The 14475-nt window shown below is 72.8% G+C and carries 17 protein-coding genes; 9 read left to right on the plus strand and 8 right to left on the minus strand.

Annotated elements, in window-relative coordinates; translation table 11 throughout:
• Positions 1-222 precede the first annotated feature (222 nt).
• From AB0G20_RS28965 to AB0G20_RS28985, 5 genes are all read left to right on the plus strand, one after another.
• Positions 223-900, plus strand: a complete 678-nt coding sequence (locus tag AB0G20_RS28965) for a nucleotidyltransferase family protein (RefSeq protein ID WP_361307341.1) — start codon at positions 223-225, stop codon at positions 898-900.
• 10 nt (positions 901-910) lie between these two features.
• Positions 911-1198 carry a BON domain-containing protein gene (locus AB0G20_RS28970; protein WP_142166158.1) on the plus strand — a complete coding sequence of 96 codons (288 nt, stop codon included), beginning with the start codon at positions 911-913 and terminating at the stop codon, positions 1196-1198.
• Entirely contained in the window at positions 1195-1959 is a 765-nt protein-coding gene (locus tag AB0G20_RS28975; protein WP_361307343.1) for a metallophosphoesterase, read from the plus strand. The genes AB0G20_RS28970 and AB0G20_RS28975 overlap by 4 nt, the downstream gene beginning before the upstream one ends.
• 227 nt (positions 1960-2186) lie before the next feature.
• Positions 2187-3851, plus strand: coding sequence for an alkaline phosphatase D family protein (locus tag AB0G20_RS28980; protein ID WP_361307345.1), 1665 nt, complete (start codon positions 2187-2189; stop codon positions 3849-3851).
• Between the two features lie 204 nt (positions 3852-4055).
• Positions 4056-5423, plus strand: a complete 1368-nt coding sequence (locus tag AB0G20_RS28985; RefSeq protein WP_361307347.1) for an alpha-lytic protease prodomain-containing protein — start codon at positions 4056-4058, stop codon at positions 5421-5423.
• Between the two features lie 7 nt (positions 5424-5430).
• On the opposite strand, the gene AB0G20_RS28990 is transcribed toward AB0G20_RS28985, so the two are convergent.
• The 5 genes from AB0G20_RS28990 to AB0G20_RS29010 are packed head-to-tail and all read right to left on the minus strand — an operon-like array spanning position 5431 to position 9313.
• The gene (locus tag AB0G20_RS28990) at positions 5431-6585 is read right to left on the minus strand and encodes a serine hydrolase domain-containing protein (protein WP_361307349.1); all 1155 of its coding nucleotides are present in this window, start codon (positions 6583-6585) and stop codon (positions 5431-5433) included.
• Positions 6582-7499 (minus strand): hypothetical protein, encoded by a 918-nt coding sequence (locus AB0G20_RS28995; RefSeq protein ID WP_361307351.1) that lies wholly within the window; start codon positions 7497-7499, stop codon positions 6582-6584. The genes AB0G20_RS28990 and AB0G20_RS28995 overlap by 4 nt, the downstream gene beginning before the upstream one ends.
• Positions 7496-8407 (minus strand): hypothetical protein, encoded by a 912-nt coding sequence (locus AB0G20_RS29000; RefSeq protein ID WP_361307353.1) that lies wholly within the window; start codon positions 8405-8407, stop codon positions 7496-7498. The genes AB0G20_RS28995 and AB0G20_RS29000 overlap by 4 nt, the downstream gene beginning before the upstream one ends.
• Positions 8404-9105 (minus strand): hypothetical protein, encoded by a 702-nt coding sequence (locus AB0G20_RS29005; protein WP_361307355.1) that lies wholly within the window; start codon positions 9103-9105, stop codon positions 8404-8406. The genes AB0G20_RS29000 and AB0G20_RS29005 overlap by 4 nt, the downstream gene beginning before the upstream one ends.
• A gap of 19 nt (positions 9106-9124) precedes the next feature.
• Positions 9125-9313: a hypothetical protein gene (locus AB0G20_RS29010; RefSeq protein WP_030853640.1), complete on the minus strand. Its 189-nt coding sequence runs from the start codon at positions 9311-9313 to the stop codon at positions 9125-9127.
• Between the two features lie 233 nt (positions 9314-9546).
• Between AB0G20_RS29010 and AB0G20_RS29015 the strand changes: the two genes are divergently transcribed.
• Positions 9547-10080 (plus strand): DoxX family protein, encoded by a 534-nt coding sequence (locus AB0G20_RS29015; protein WP_361307357.1) that lies wholly within the window; start codon positions 9547-9549, stop codon positions 10078-10080.
• Positions 10081-10156: 76 nt separating this feature from the next.
• A complete protein-coding gene (locus AB0G20_RS29020) occupies positions 10157-10720 on the plus strand; it encodes a hemerythrin domain-containing protein (protein WP_361307359.1) in 564 nt (187 codons plus the stop codon).
• 73 nt (positions 10721-10793) lie between these two features.
• On the opposite strand, the gene AB0G20_RS29025 is transcribed toward AB0G20_RS29020, so the two are convergent.
• Together AB0G20_RS29025 and AB0G20_RS29030 are read right to left on the minus strand one after the other, a co-directional pair.
• Complete coding sequence (locus AB0G20_RS29025) at positions 10794-11759, minus strand: NAD-dependent epimerase/dehydratase family protein (protein WP_361307361.1); 966 nt, start codon at positions 11757-11759, stop codon at positions 10794-10796.
• A 235-nt stretch (positions 11760-11994) separates the two neighbouring features.
• The gene (locus tag AB0G20_RS29030; RefSeq protein WP_361307363.1) at positions 11995-12522 is read right to left on the minus strand and encodes a hypothetical protein; all 528 of its coding nucleotides are present in this window, start codon (positions 12520-12522) and stop codon (positions 11995-11997) included.
• 298 nt (positions 12523-12820) lie between these two features.
• Here AB0G20_RS29030 and AB0G20_RS29035 point away from each other — a divergent pair, with 298 nt between their 5' ends.
• Entirely contained in the window at positions 12821-13453 is a 633-nt protein-coding gene (locus tag AB0G20_RS29035) for a hypothetical protein (RefSeq protein ID WP_361307365.1), read from the plus strand.
• The gene (locus AB0G20_RS29040) at positions 13450-13983 is read left to right on the plus strand and encodes a hypothetical protein (protein ID WP_361307367.1); all 534 of its coding nucleotides are present in this window, start codon (positions 13450-13452) and stop codon (positions 13981-13983) included. The genes AB0G20_RS29035 and AB0G20_RS29040 overlap by 4 nt, the downstream gene beginning before the upstream one ends.
• Before the next feature lie 15 nt (positions 13984-13998).
• Here AB0G20_RS29040 and AB0G20_RS29045 read toward each other — a convergent pair whose 3' ends face one another.
• Positions 13999-14322: a hypothetical protein gene (locus AB0G20_RS29045; RefSeq protein ID WP_361307369.1), complete on the minus strand. Its 324-nt coding sequence runs from the start codon at positions 14320-14322 to the stop codon at positions 13999-14001.
• Between the last annotated feature and the right edge of the window lie 153 nt (positions 14323-14475).

A 14475-nucleotide genomic window follows, 5' to 3' on the forward strand; every position in this document is an offset into this window, starting at 1 on the left:
TCACCATCGACACGTCGTGGCTGCCGGCCGGCAACGAGAAGGCGGCGCGGCACATCGACGACCAGAGGCGGGCCCGCCGGTGCGATCACCTAGGGCCGCAGGCTCCTCGGAAGCCGTCCGTGTCGGGTCGGGAGCGCCGGGTACTCAGTTGCAGGCACGCAGGCCGTCTCGGGTCCGGACACCGCACGGGAGCGACGTGTCCGGTTCGGCGAAGGAGTAGTCATGGCGCAGAACGGTGATGACGCGACGCTCGTCCGGCGACCGGGGATCCCCGACCTCCGGACGGCACCGGACGGGGACGAGCCCGCGCCACCACAGGACCCGCAGGCGGACCAGCCGCTGCAGGAACTCCCCCAGGACCGCAATCAGGCGCTCCTGGAGGCGGCCAAGCAGGTCGGTGCGCTGCTGAAACGCAAGGGGCACCTGTTCGCACTGGCCGGCAGCGTGGCCGCGTACGCCCACGGCGGTGAGAAGAACCTGCAGCACGACGTCGACTTCGCGATCCGCCCCGAGGACGCCGAAGCGGTGGCGGCCACACTCCACGAAGCCGGGCTGACCGTCTACACCCCGCCGGAGGACTGGCTGATCAAGGCCACCTGTTTCGGCCAGCCGGTCGACATCATCTTCGAGTTGGCGCACCAGCCGGTCGGCGCGGACATGCTGGAGCGGGCGGAGGAGCTGTCGGTCGACTCGGTGCGCATGCCCGTACTGGCCCCGACCGACCTGCTGTGGAGCCTGACCGCCGCGTTCTCCGAACACCACTGCGACTTCGGGGCGGCCCTGCCCATCGCACGTGCCCTGCGGGAGAAGGTCGACTGGGAGCGGGTCCGGCGCGAGTGCGGGGACGAGCCCATGCCCGCGGCCTTCTTCTTCCTCCTGGAGCGCCTGAACGTCATCTGAAGGAGCACCCATGAGCACCCACGGTTCACAGGACGCGGGCGGCGGGCCGCCGGCCGAGAACCTGGACTACCGCATCGCCCACCTCCAGGACCGCCTCGCCTCCGGCGAGCTCGGTGAACTGGGCGTACGGGTCGAGGCCCGCGGCCGGACGGTGCTGCTCACCGGCACCGTGCCCTCGGCGCCCTGCCGCGACGAGATCCTGCGCACCGTCCACGAGGAGCTCGCCGGCTTCCCCGTGCACAGTGACCTCGTGGTCACCGAGGCGTCCTCCCCCGACCACGCGGAGGAACTCTCATGATCCGCATCGCAGCCGTCGGAGACATCCACATGGGACCCGACAGCCGGGGCGTGCTGCGCCCCGCCTTCGAGACCCTGCCCGAGTGCGCCGACCTGTTGCTGCTGGCCGGGGACCTGACCCGGCACGGCACGCCCGAGGAGATGCGGGTGGTGGCGGGCGAGATCCAGGACCTCGCCGTTCCGGTCGTCGCCGTCCTCGGCAACCACGACCACCACGACGACCGGCCGGACGAGGTCACCGCCATCCTCCGGGACGCCGGTGCCCATGTCCTGGAAGGGCAGGGGACGGTCGTGGAGAGCGGCGGGGCCCGGATCGGCGTCGCCGGGACCAAGGGGTTCGGCGGCGGATTCGTCGGCCGCTGCGCCGGGGAGTTCGGCGAGCCGGTGATGAAGGAGTTCGTCCAGCACTCGCGCCGGTGCGCCGACGGCCTGCGGGCCGCCCTGGAGCAACTGGGTGAGGAGGGCTGTGACGCGCGGATCGCCCTGACCCACTACTCCCCCGTCGCGGACACCCTGGCGGGTGAGCCGCTGGAGATCTACCCGTTCCTGGGGAGCTATCTGCTGGCCGAGGCGATCGACACCGCCGGCGCCGACCTCGCGGTGCACGGGCACGCGCACGCCGGCACGGAGCACGGCATGACGAGCGGCGGGGTGCGGGTGCGCAACGTGGCCCAGCCGGTCATCGGGCGGGCCTTCCACGTCTACCACCTGCCGGTCCGGGAGCCCGCCGCGAGCGGTGCCGCCGCACAACAGGGCCACTGAGCCAAGGACTTTCCCCTTCCGCCGCCGGCGTCTCGCCGGCGGCGTTTCTGTTGCCCGTCGCCCGGCGCGCCGAACCGCCCGTGTACCGCCTGTGGTGTGAACCCCCCGCACGTCGCGCCCGTTTCAGGCATTTTGTCTGCTTAGCATGCGAGCTCCGCGCTCCGCATTTCGGCGATGTCCCCACGCGTCCGTACGGGGCGCACGCGCCCCGTACGAGAGGACATCAGATGGCGCTGACGGGCCGTCAAAATCCACCCTCCGAGCATGCTTTCTCCCCGCACGACGCCGTCCTGCGCAGCGCGGCGCCGCATGTCGCCCGCCGTCGCTTCCTGACCGTCACCGCGGCCGCCGCCATGCTCGCGTTCGGCACCAACCGGCCGGCCCGCGGCGCCACCGCCGCCCCCGAACTCGACGCGGCCCGGATCACCGACAACCCGTTCACCCTCGGCGTGGCCTCCGGGGACCCGCTGTCCGACTCGGTGCTGATCTGGACACGGCTCGCGCCCGCGCCGTTCACGGAGGACGGCGGACTCGGCCAGGAGCGGGTCGCCGTCTACTGGGAAGTGGCCCTGGACGAGTGGTTCGCCTTCGTCGAGCGGAACGGTGCCACCACGGCCCACCCCGAGTACGCCCACAGCGTGCACGTCGACGTCAAGGGCCTGATGCCGGACAGCGAGTACTACTACCGGTTCCGGGTGGGTGCCTGGATCAGCCCGGTCGGCCGCACCCGTACGGCACCCGCCGCCGGCAGTGACACCGACAGCCTGCGGCTGGCCGCCGTCGCCTGCCAGGCCTACCAGGACGGCTACTACACCGCCCACCGGCATCTGGCGCAGGAGGACGTCGACGTCGTCTTCTTCCTCGGCGACTACCTCTACGAGTACGCCGTGGACTCCGCCGGCGGGGCCCGCCGCTACACCGACCGCAAGCTGCCCGACGTGTTCAACCGCGAGGCGACCACGCTCGCGGACTACCGGCTGCGCTACTCGCTCTACAAGACCGACCCCGACCTGCAGGCCGCGCACGCCCAGCACCCGTTCGTCGTCACCTGGGACGACCACGAGACGGAGAACAACTACGCGGGCGCCGTAGACGAGAAGGGCAGCCCCGCGGAGCAGTTCCTGGTGCGGCGGGCCGCGGCCTACCGGGCGTACTGGGAGAACCAGCCGCTGCGCGCCGAGCAGTTGCCGAACGGGCCCGACGCCCGGTTGTACCGGCGGCTGGCCTGGGGCTCACTCGCCCAGTTCGACATCCTCGACACCCGCCAGTACCGCTCCGACCAGGCCTACAACGACCGGCCGCACGCGCCGGGCACCGAGTCGGACGATCCGGCCCGCACCCTCACCGGCGCCGATCAGGAGCGCTGGCTGCTGGACGGCTGGCAGAAGTCGAACGCGCTGTGGCACGTGATGCCCCAGCAGGTGTGCTTCTCCCAGCGCAAGTTCGACCTGACCGAACCGGCCCGGGTCTCTATGGACGCCTGGGACGGCTACCGGGCCTCCCGCAACCGCATCATGGCCGGCGCCAAGGCCGCGGGCATCGACAACTGGATGGTCCTCACCGGTGACGTCCACGTCGGATACGCCTTCGACATCAAGGAGGACTTCGACGACCCGGCCTCCAAGACGGTCGGCACGGAGTTCACCTGCACCTCCATCGCCAGTGGCGGGAACGGCACCGAGAAGCCGGGCGAATGGGACACGTACATGAAGGCCAACCCGCACATGAAGTACTTCGACGGCCGGCGCGGCTACGTCCGGGTCGACATGGACCGCGACGAAGCCCAGGTCGACTTCCGGACCGTCTCCGCCATCACGACGCCCGGGGGCGGCATCTCGACGACCGCGTCCTTCGTCACGGAGGCGGGTTCGCCCGGCCTGAAGTCCGCCTGAGGCGTCCGCCCGTACTGCACATGGCGCCGTTCCCCGCACCAAAGCGCGAAACGGGGCGGCCCGGGACATCACACCGGGACGTTCCGGCAAGGCCTGTGCGGGAGCTCACCAAGATCGGCACCCGCACGACACCCGCAACGACCCCCGCAACGACATCCACATCGACATCCGTAGCGAACGCTGTGATCGAAGGAGACGCATCGCATGGTCCACAGACATGCCGTGACCGGTCGCCGGGTGGCGCTGACCGCGCTCGGCGCGCTCGTCGCCACCGGGATCCCCGCCGCCGTGGCGGCCGAGCCGACGCCCGCGGCGGGCCCCCTGCCCTCGGCCGCCCAGACCCTCGGCGCCGACCGGCCGTCGGCTCCGGTGCTGCGCGCCCTGGAGCGCGACCTCGGGCTGACCCCGGCCCAGGCGTCCCGGCGGCTGGTCAACGAGGCGGAGGCGGGCACCCGGGCGGGACGGCTGCGCAACGCGCTGGGCGACCGCTTCGCGGGTGCCTGGCTGCGCGGCACGACGTCGCAGGAACTCATGGTGGCGACCACGGACGCCGCTGACGTGCCCGCCATCAAGGCGCAGGGCGCGAAGGCGGCCATCGTGAAGAAGACGCTGCGCGACCTGCAGGCCGCCAAGCAGAAGCTGGACGCGGCGGCCGCCCGGGTCAGCACCCGCGAGACGCCCCTGTGGTACGTCGACATCCCCGCGAACCGGGTCGTGGTGGAGGGCCGGAGCAAGGCCGCGGCGGCCGCGTTCGTCAAGGCCGCCGGCCTCGACGCCAGGAGCGTGGGCGTGAAGGTCACGGCGAACCGGCCGCGGCTCATGGAGGACGTCACCGGCGGTGACGCCTACTACATCGACGGCACCGCCCGCTGTTCCATCGGCTTCTCCGTCACCAAGGGCGAGCAGGAGGGATTCGCCTCGGCGGGTCACTGCGGCAAGCCGGGCGCCAAGACGACCGGGCACAACCAGGCGGAGCAGGGCACGTTCCAGGCCTCCACGTTCCCCGGCAAGGACATGTCGTGGGTGGCCGTCAACGACCAGTGGACGGCCACGCCGAACGTCAAGGGCGAGGGCGGGCAGAACGTGCAGGTCACCGGCTCGGTCCAGGCTCTGGTCGGGGCGGCGGTCTGCCGCTCGGGCTCCACGACGGGGTGGCACTGCGGCAAGGTCGAGCAGCACGACACGAGCGTCAGCTACGCCGAGGGCAGGGTGGACGGCCTGACCCGGACGACGGTGTGCGCCGAGCCGGGCGACTCCGGCGGGCCGTACGTGTCGGGCGTCCAGGCGCAGGGTGTGACGTCCGGTGGCTCCGGCGACTGCAAGACCGGCGGCACCACGTTCTTCCAGCCGATCAACCCGCTGCTCAGCGAGTTCGGCCTCACCCTGAAGACGGCCGAGGCCGAGACCCCGGCGCCGCAGGACAACGTCGCGCAGGCGTGGGCCGCGGGCCGCGTCTACGAGGCCGGGGTCATGGTGACGCACGCGGGCGTGCGCTACCGGTGCCTGCAGACCCACCAGGCCCAGGGACCCTGGGCGCCCACCGACACTCCTGCCCTGTGGCAGCGGGTGTGACGAAGGGTCAGGGCTGTCCGGCGCCGGCGCGGCACCTGCCGTCGGCGCCGGGCGGGCCCGGCCGGTCCTCCGCCAGGAGCGCGTACGCGGTGGCGACGAACGGGTCGTGGGCGCGGAAGCGGCGGGTGCAGACGGCGGCCAGTGCCGTGCCGGTGTCGGGGTGGAAGCCCAGGAACGCCTGCTGGCCCAGGGTCGCGCCGCTGTGGAAGTACATCGGCCCGCCGTCGGTGGGGTGACAAAACCAGGCGATGGTGTGCACGTGGCGGTGCGTCAGGCCCCTGCGGAGCACGGGGCGGCGCACCGCGCGCAGGGCGGGGGCGATCTCCCGTGGCGCGTCGCCCGGGTGCAGATGGGATTCGAGGAAGGCGAGCAGGTCGTACGGCGTGGCGCGTACGGCGCCGGCCGCCTGGAAGCCACCGGCGTCGAAGGGGGGCACCGGTGTCTCGCCGTCTCTGCCGTGCCCGACGGCGTCGAGCCCGGAGTCGTCCGCGCGCAGGGTCGTGCCGTCCAGACCGAGCGGGCGCAGCACCTGGTCGGTCAGCAGGTCCTCCCACGGTGTGCCGGTCGCGGCGGCCAGGGCGTGTCCGAGGACGGCGACGCCGTAGTTGGAGTAGCGCCAGCGGGTGCCGGGGCGGTGCCGCTGCCGGTGGCGCAGGTAGGCGTCGACGACCCGGGCGGCCGGGAAGCGGGCGTAGGGGTTGGTGTGCCAGGCGGGCAGGCCGCGGAGGAAGAAGCCGGCCGGGAGGGCGGGCAGTCCGGAGGTGTGGGTGATCAGGTGGGCGAGCGTCACCGGGGTCGCGCCCGCGGGCCGTCCGCCGTCCAGGAAGGCGGTGGCCGGTTCGCCCCCGGACAGCGCGCCGGCGTGGATCAGCCGGGCCAGGAGCAGGCCGGTGAACGTCTTGGAGGCCGAGCCGATCTCGTAGCGCAGGTCCTCGCGGGGCAATGGCGGGGGCGGGGCGGTGCCGCCGCTCAAAACGGTGCGGCGACCACCGCGCGAGAGGGCGAAGACGACGTCGGGGGCGTCGGACGCGGTGACGGCGTCCGCGAGCAGCCGGTCGTCCGGGGGGACGTCAGCCGGTGGGACGACCGGGGTCCGGATCGGGTCCTCGGCGTCGAGCAGTCCGGGTTCCCCCGGCCACGGGGGCAGCGGACGGGTCGTCATGACGCGTGTGCCAGACCGGACAGGGCCCGGGACGTGGCCAGGACCGAGGCGAAGGCGGCCACCAGGGTCGGGTGGTAGACGATGTCGAACACCTCGTCGGGTGTGCCCTCGGGCATCGTGCGGATCGCGGGCATCGCTCCGTCGGGCTGCTGTGCGGCGGCGAAGGCCTGCCAGGCACGTTCGTCCAGGGTGGGGCGGGGCAGGCAGGCGTCGACGACGAGGAGCTCGCCCAGCAGATCCCAGCGCTCCAGGTCCAGCCAGTCGTCGATCCAGACCGGCAGCCAGGTGGCGAGGTAGTCGGCGATGGCCGGCGGCAGGCCGTCCGGGTTCTCGCCCCAGTCGGTGAGGTGGAACACGGTGTGGGTGACGTCGTAGGCGATGTGGCCTTCGACGGTCCAGGGTTCAGGGGTGCGGGCCAGCCAGGTCGTGCCCACGAGGTCGGCCTCGGGCGGGCGGGGTATGAGGCCGTAGCGGCGCTGGAACGCGGAGAGGCCGAGCCGCCGGGTCGGGGTCGTCTCGAACGCGATCCAGCTGTCCAGCCGGTGGTTCAGGGCGGCGGCCCGCTCGACGTCGGGCTGGCTGTAGCCCAGTTCCCTGAAGGGGAGGTACACCTCGAACGGGATGGGTGAGATCGGCTCAGTCCGCTGCCCGCGGACCAGCATGGTGCCACCGTCGAGGGTCTCGCGCCAGGCATGGTCGAGCAGTTGGCGTGCGAGCTGGGCCTGGCGTGAGCCGGCCACTCCCTCGCGGAACAGCACCTTGCAGATCAGGGCCAGTTCGCCCACCGGTTTGAAGCGCTCCAGGAAGCCGATCTCGGGGTCCACGTCGGGTTCCAGGCGGAATCCGTCCCGGTGGGCCCACAGCCATTCGATGGCGCCCACTCCGACGGTGTGGATCAGGCGGGTGTCGGTCATACCGGTGCTCCTTGTCCGGCGGTGAGTGCCGCCGCGAAGGCCGCCATGAGGGTGGAGTGGTAGTGGTGCGCGAAGTACTGGTCCGGGTCGCCCGCGTCGCCCTCCTCGGGGAGTGCGCCGGACGCGTCCCGCGCCGCCGCGATCCGCTCCCAGGCGTCGCCCGGTACGGCGTCGTCCGGCAGGCCGGGCACGCTCGCGGCCACGGCGAGCAGTTCGCAGCAGAGGTCCCACATCCGCGCGTCCAGGCAGCTGTCGAGCCAGGGCGGCAGCCAGTCGGCGAGGTAGGCGGTCAGGTCTGAGGGGACTCCCCCGGCCGCGCGCCCCCAGTCGGTGAGGTGGAAGACCACGTGGGTGAGCGCGTATCCGGCGGACCGCTCGAAGGTCCAGGGTTCCGGCAGGCCGCCCAGCCAGGTGCGGCGCAGCACCCGCTCCGTGGGCTCGTCCCGCCGAAAGCCGCCCCGTTCCTCGGCCTTGAGGACACCCAGGCGGCGGGTCGGTTCCTGCTCGGTGAGCCGCCAGCCGCGGGTGCGGGCCACCGTGGCGGTCGCGGCCTCGTAGGCGGGGTGCCGGAATCCGGCCGCGGCCAGGGCGGCGTAGACCTCCAGCGGGTAGGTGGCGAAGGGTTCCAGCCGTTGCAGCAGGAGGAACAGTTCGCCGTCGCCGGTCTGCCGCCAGGCGAAGGCCAGCAGTTCGGACGCGCAGGTGTGCAGGGGGTCGGTGGGGGGCGTGCGCCGGGTGATGCTCGCGCAGACCTGGGCCAGTTCGCCGAGCGGCTTCCAGCTGCCGTTGACCTGGCCGTCGGCGGCCAGCGCGTCCTCGCCGAGGGCGAAGTCCGCGCGGTGGGTGGACGCCCAGGTCAGAGCGGCACGCGCCACCTGCCGGAGTTCCGTGGCCTGTGTCGTCGTCACACCGCTGCTCCGGTGCGCAGGTGGCGGGCCGCCCACACCTGGAGTTCGACGAGCGGGTCGTGGCCGCCCATCAGTTCCACGAAGTCCAGGCCCGCTTCGAGTCCCAGGGTTTCGGGGACGCCGTGCAGCAGGGTGAGCCAGCGGCCGGCGCCTGCGGCCTGCCGCCAGTCCCGGCGGCGCACCGCCCGTACGAAGCCCCGGGCGACGTCCACGGGGCGGCCTTCCGCCACGCGGGCCACGGCGCAGTCCTCGCCGGGCAGGGCGAGGGGTGCCAGCACCGCGAGTTGATGGGTCAGGACCTGCCAGCTCGCGTCGTCGAGCCAGTCGGTGCCGGGTTCCGTGCCGTCGGCGGTTCCGGCGGCGGAGGGCGGGTCGAGCCGGCGCAGGGTGCGCGCCATGGCCCAGTGGCTCCACAGCACGGTGGGCGCCGCGTCGCTGCGGGGCGGGAAGGACTCCACGGACTTGCGGAACACGGCGAGTTCGTCCGGGTCGGGCGGGGTGCCCAGCAGGACGGCCGGCAGCAGCGCGTCGGCTCCCAGCACGCGGACCGCCGCGAGTGCGAGGCCTCCTTCCTCCACGTCGACCGGCCCGGGGGCGGCCGCTCGCGCGTGGTCTCCGCCCCGGAGGGCGGAGACCACACTGGAGGCGAGGTCCTGCACCGCGCCCTGCAAGAGGGTCGAAGTGCCAGACTGCTCCATTGTCTACTCCCGTCGATCACTAGCCCTTCTTCGGGCGCGGGGTCGGCGGCGACAGCAGCAGCTTGGTTGCCCCGGAGGACAGAGCCAGAGCCGCGCACTCACGGCTGTCGCGGTAGACGCCGTCGAGTTCGGTCGGGTCGAGTGCCGCCTCGATGTCGACACTCGGAACGCCGGTCAGTTCCTCGATGACCTTTTCCTTGGAAGGCATAGCACCATCTCCTTGAGCGGAAGCGAGTACCTTCACCTTCCGGATCACCGGAATCGGACAAAGCATGCCAACTTTCTCAGAATTCACTTAAATAACTTCTTCAACATCTCACGCACAAGCGTTCGCCCCGTGTGCCGCGACCCGCGTGAGTGCGGGACGGGCGGCGTGAGTGGTTCGGCTCCTGCTGGGGAACCCGGCGAGCGCTCTACCCACCGACTCTCTGGAGAGGGCTCATGAGTCTGTTGCGTGTGCTCGGCCGCCCCATGCTGGCCTCGATGTTCCTCACGGGCGGTATGAACTCCGTCCGCGACCCGAAGCAGGTCGCCGACGCCGCCGAGCCTGTCGTCCAACCGGTCACCGAACGCGTCCCGGCACTGCCGGACCGCACCGAGCAGGTCGTACGGCTCAGCGGCGCCGTACAGGTCGCGGCCGGGCTGATGCTGGCCACGGGGCGCATGCCGCGTCCGGCCGCGCTGGCCATCGCGGCCACGCTGGTGCCCACCACGCTGGCCGGGCACCGCTTCTGGGAGGCGGAGGACCCCGAGGAGCGGGCACAGCAGCGCATTCACTTCTTCAAGAACATGTCCATGCTCGGCGGGCTGCTGATCGCCGCCGACGACACCGGCGCCCGCCCGTCGGTGATGTGGCGCGGCACCCACGCCGCCCGCGGTCTGCGGCGCGACGCGGGTCTGGTCCGCCGCTCCGTCCGGGCCACCGCACGGCCGGCCGCCGCGGCCGGGCGCGTGCGGGCCAAGCTCCCCTCCTGAGCCGCCCGTACGGCACCGGCGGACCGCACGTTAACCCGGTGGGGCCGGGGGGACCCGAGCGCTGGAGGTGAAGGACATGGGACACGGAGGAAACGTCATCGACGAGCTGGTGACCGATCACCGCGAGGTCGAGGAGATGTTCGGCAGGATCGAGGCACTGCCGTCCGGCCACCAGGACCGCAAGGTGTACGCCGACCAGGTCACGATGGAGCTCGTACGGCACTCGGTGGCCGAGGAGGCCTACCTCTACCCGGCCGTACGCGAGCACGTGGCGGGCGGGGACGCCCTCGCCGACCAGGAGCTGAAGGACCACGCCACGGCCGAGCAGATCATGAAGGACCTGGAAGGCTGTGACGCGGGCGACGCCGACTTCGACCGGCTGATGGGCATGCTGATGAGCGAGATCCGCTCGCACATCGCCGACGAGGAGGGCAACCTCTTCCCGCGGCTGCGGCAGGCCTGTCCGATGGACACGCTCAACGAGCTGGGCGACAAGGTGCGGAAGGCGAAGAAGACCGCCCCGACCCGGCCGCACCCGGCGGCGCCCGACAAGCCGCCGGCGAACAAGCTCCTGGCTCCGGGCACCGGGATGGTGGACCGGCTGCGTGACGCGCTGAGCGGCCGCGGCAAGTCCGAGTAGGCCGGCCACATGAAAGGGGGGTCCGTCGCCCGGGCGACGGACCCCCCTTTCATGTGGCCGCGCAAACCACGGGTCACTCCGCGGTACCGCGCTCGCGGAACCAGGCGATCGTGCGCCGCAGTCCTTCCTCGGCGCGCACCTGCGGGTCCCAGCCGAGCTTGTCGCGAGCCAGCGTGATGTCCGGGCAGCGCGCGGCCGGGTCGTCCACCGGGCGTTCGATGTAGCGGACCTCCGAGGAGGACTCGGCGAGTTCGACGACCAGGCGCGCCAGGTCGAGCATCGTGATCTCGGTCGGGTTGCCGATGTTGACGGGGCCGCGCATGCCATGCGCGGCGGCGGCGAGGATGCCGCGCACGGTGTCGTCGACGTAGCACAGCGACCGGGTCTGGCGGCCGTCGCCGGTCACGGTGAGGGGCTCGCCGGCCAGGGCCTGCCGTACGAAGGTCGGCACCGCGCGTCCGTCCTGGCTGCGCATCCGGGGGCCGTAGGAGTTGAACAGCCGCGCGATGCAGGTGTCGGTGCCCTCGGCCTCGGCGTGGGCGGTGGTCAGCGCCTCCCCGAAGCGTTTGGCCTCGCCGTAGACGCTGCGCGGGCCGACGGGGTTGACGTTGCCCCAATAGCGCTCGCTCTGGGGGCTTTCCTGCGGGTCGCCGTAGACCTCGGAGGTCGAGGCGAGGACGAAACGGGCGCGGGAGGAGTGCGCGAGGTCCAGGACGTTGCGGGTGCCGACGCTGCCGGTCTCCAGGGTGTGCAGCGGGAGGCGCAGGTAGTCCGCCGGGGACGCCGGGGAGGCGAAGTGCAGGACGAGATCCGGCGGCCGCTTGATCCGCAGCCCCTCGGCGACGTTGGCCTGGACGAGCGTGAAGCCGGGCTGTTCCATCAGCGGCGAGATGTTCTCGGGCCGGCCGGTGCTGAAGTCGTCCACGCAGGTGACGGCCGCGCCCGCGTTCAGCAGGGCGGCGCACAGGTGGGAGCCGATGAACCCGGCACCACCGGTGACGACGGCGTGTTCCCAGTTCCGCGAGAGGGCGGTGGTCATGTCGGTCTCTCCTCCGTCGGCGGCGGCGCGCGGCACGACGGTCGCGCCTCGGGCCGGCGAACGGGGGCCGGAGGGCCGTCGAGTCCACGCTCAGCCTCCGCCGACCGTGCGGGCACGGCACGGTCGCGTACGGCAAACCGGTGAGTCACGGAGGGTGAGAGGTGCGGGCATCGGGCTGTCCGCGCAGGCCCGGGAGGCAGGGCTTGGTGCGGGGCGCGGGCGGGCGCGGGGTGCGTCAGGCGATCAGCGTGCGCCCCGGGTTCAGCCGGTCGAGGAGCTGGTCCTGGTGCAGGCCGGCCACGGGGGCGAGCAGGTCGGGGTGGCGCAGCAGGGCGGCGGCGTTCCGGTCGCTGTCGTCGGGGGCGGTGAGCCGGCGGAACTCGGCCGGTGCGCCGGTGCTGTGGCTGCCGTCGGCGAGCGCGGCCACGGCCCGGGCGGCCAGCTCCGGGTCGGTGAGCAGGCAGGCCGCCCAGCTGGCCACGACCTCGTCCACCCAGGTGCGCCAGGCGTGTGCGTCCGTGTCGTCGCCGAGGGCCGCGTCGGCGCCGGTGACCCAGTCGAGCCGCCCGGAGCCGCCGGGGCCGGCCATGTCGAGCAGGGCGGCGTCCATCGCCGTCGGATACCTGAGCCAGGCCGCGACGGTCACGGCCTGCCGGGCCTGGACCTCGCACAGGGCTGCGGCCAGCGCGCCGCCGGAGGCGGGAAAGGCGCGGGTCAGCCACTGGGCGGTCGCCGCGATGACAGGGGAGAGATCTGCTTGCACTGCCGGGCCGTCCGAAGGGAGGGAGCGGGGATCTGGTCGTAGACGGTAACCGCCGCTTCCCGCCTGCGGACGTGATCGGGACCTCGTCCGGGGCGTGGCCTCGGCCACACCGGCCGACGGCGCAGAGCCGTACCCGCGGCGGGCCGCGGAGGTGCACCGGCGTTCCGTCTCCTCCGGCGGCCGCCCGGAACGACGGTGCCCGTTTCGCCGCAAAGGGCCCGGGCACCCGGGCCGCGTGTTCCCTCACGGACCCGAATCCGCTGGTCCGGCCCGGCGTGGCGCAGGTACCCGGTCGCCGGTGCGCTCGCTGCGTTTCGACGGCTGGATCGCGGGGATCGGCACGGCGTCCGGCACCCGCGTGGTGCTCGGCCACTGGCCGCGCTCGCCGTTCGGGCCGTTCAGCGACGTGATGGTCGAGGAGGGCGACGGACGCCGGCTGCTGCTGGCGCCCACGGGTGAGACGGCGGACTTCGTCGCCGGCACGTATGTCTTCGACGAGGTGCGGGTCGTACCGGTCGAGGTGCGGGTCGCCGACCGCCGGCACTGGAGCGTCACCGCCCCGCCGCTCGTCCTGCGCTTCAGCACCGGCCGCCGGAACCTGCCGGGCCTCGCGCTGCGGGCGGTACCGGGCCGGCTCGCCACCCACCCGAGCTGGATCGCGCTGTGGGACCGGCCCGCCCGTCTGCTGCTGGGAGCACGCACCCACGGCAGTGCCCGGGCCGGACGGCACCAGTGGTACGGCGCCCGGGATCTGCACCCGGTCACCTCGGCCACCGCCACCTACGAGGGCGAGAGCCTCGGCGCCCTCGCCCCGGTCGAGCCCCCCGCGCGCTTCGGGCCCGGCTCGGCACCCCGCCGTCCCTGCCTCGTACGGGTCACCACGACGGTGGCCGTGGAGCGGGACCGGAGTACGACAGGAGCTGCGTCATGACGGAACAGGGGGCGGATTCGCCGCGCGCCCAGCGTGCCCCGGCCACCGACATGTCCCTGCTGGGCATCTACCTCAACGACCATCTCGCCGGTGCCACCGCCGGGACCGCGCGGGTGCGCTACCTGCTGCGCTCGTGCGGTGGCTCGGCGCTCGCCGACGCGCTGGCCCCGGTCGCCGTCGGAATCGCCGACGACCGGACGAGCCTGCTCCACATCATGCGGCGCCTGGACGTCCCGGTACGCCGCTACAAGGTCTACGCGGGCCGGGCGGCCGAGCAGGTGGGGCGGCTGAAGAGCAACGGCAGCCTGGTACGGCGGTCCCCGCTGAGCACGCTGTGGGAGCTGGAGGCGCTGGCGCTCGGGGTGGAGGGCAAGCTGGCCGGCTGGGAGACGCTCCGCGATCTGGCCGCCACGGATAAACGTCTCGACCGGCGGCAGCTCGACGAGCTCATCGAACGGGCCCGGCGGCAGCACGCCACGCTGGAGGAGCTGCGCCACAAGCAGGTCGAGGTCGCCTTCCGCGGAGCCTGAGCGACGCGGCCCGGCTCACCAGAACCTGCTGCTGAGGGCGGGCTGATGGGCCAGTTGCACGGCGTCCCGCAGCCGCAGCGCGACGCTGATGGTGGCACGCAGCGCGGACGGGCGTACGGTCTGGGCGGTCTCGGTGGCGAGGACCAGCAGGCAGGCCGCCGCCTGCTCGACGACCGAGACGGGCAGGATGAAGTCGTTGTCGGCGGCCGTGCGGAACGCCTTCAAGGGGATCGCGGCTCCGTCGATGGCCCGGTGCGCGGCCTGCTCCAGATGCTGTGCGGCCTGTTCGCACACGGGGGCGGGCAGGGCGATGGTGCGCTGGAACGGTGAACTCGTCATGACCCGACTGCTCCCCCGGCGCCGGCCGGTTCTGTCGGCCGGCGGCGGGATTTCACCGTCCCGCGTGACCGGTGCGTGGCGAATGTCCCGCCGGCTGCTCGACGTGGACTGCGGGTCCGAGGGCTGAGCAGCCGTCGTCGTACCCTAAGTGCC

The organism is Streptomyces sp. NPDC024017 (assembly GCF_040638895.1).
GTDB lineage: Bacteria > Actinomycetota > Actinomycetes > Streptomycetales > Streptomycetaceae > Streptomyces.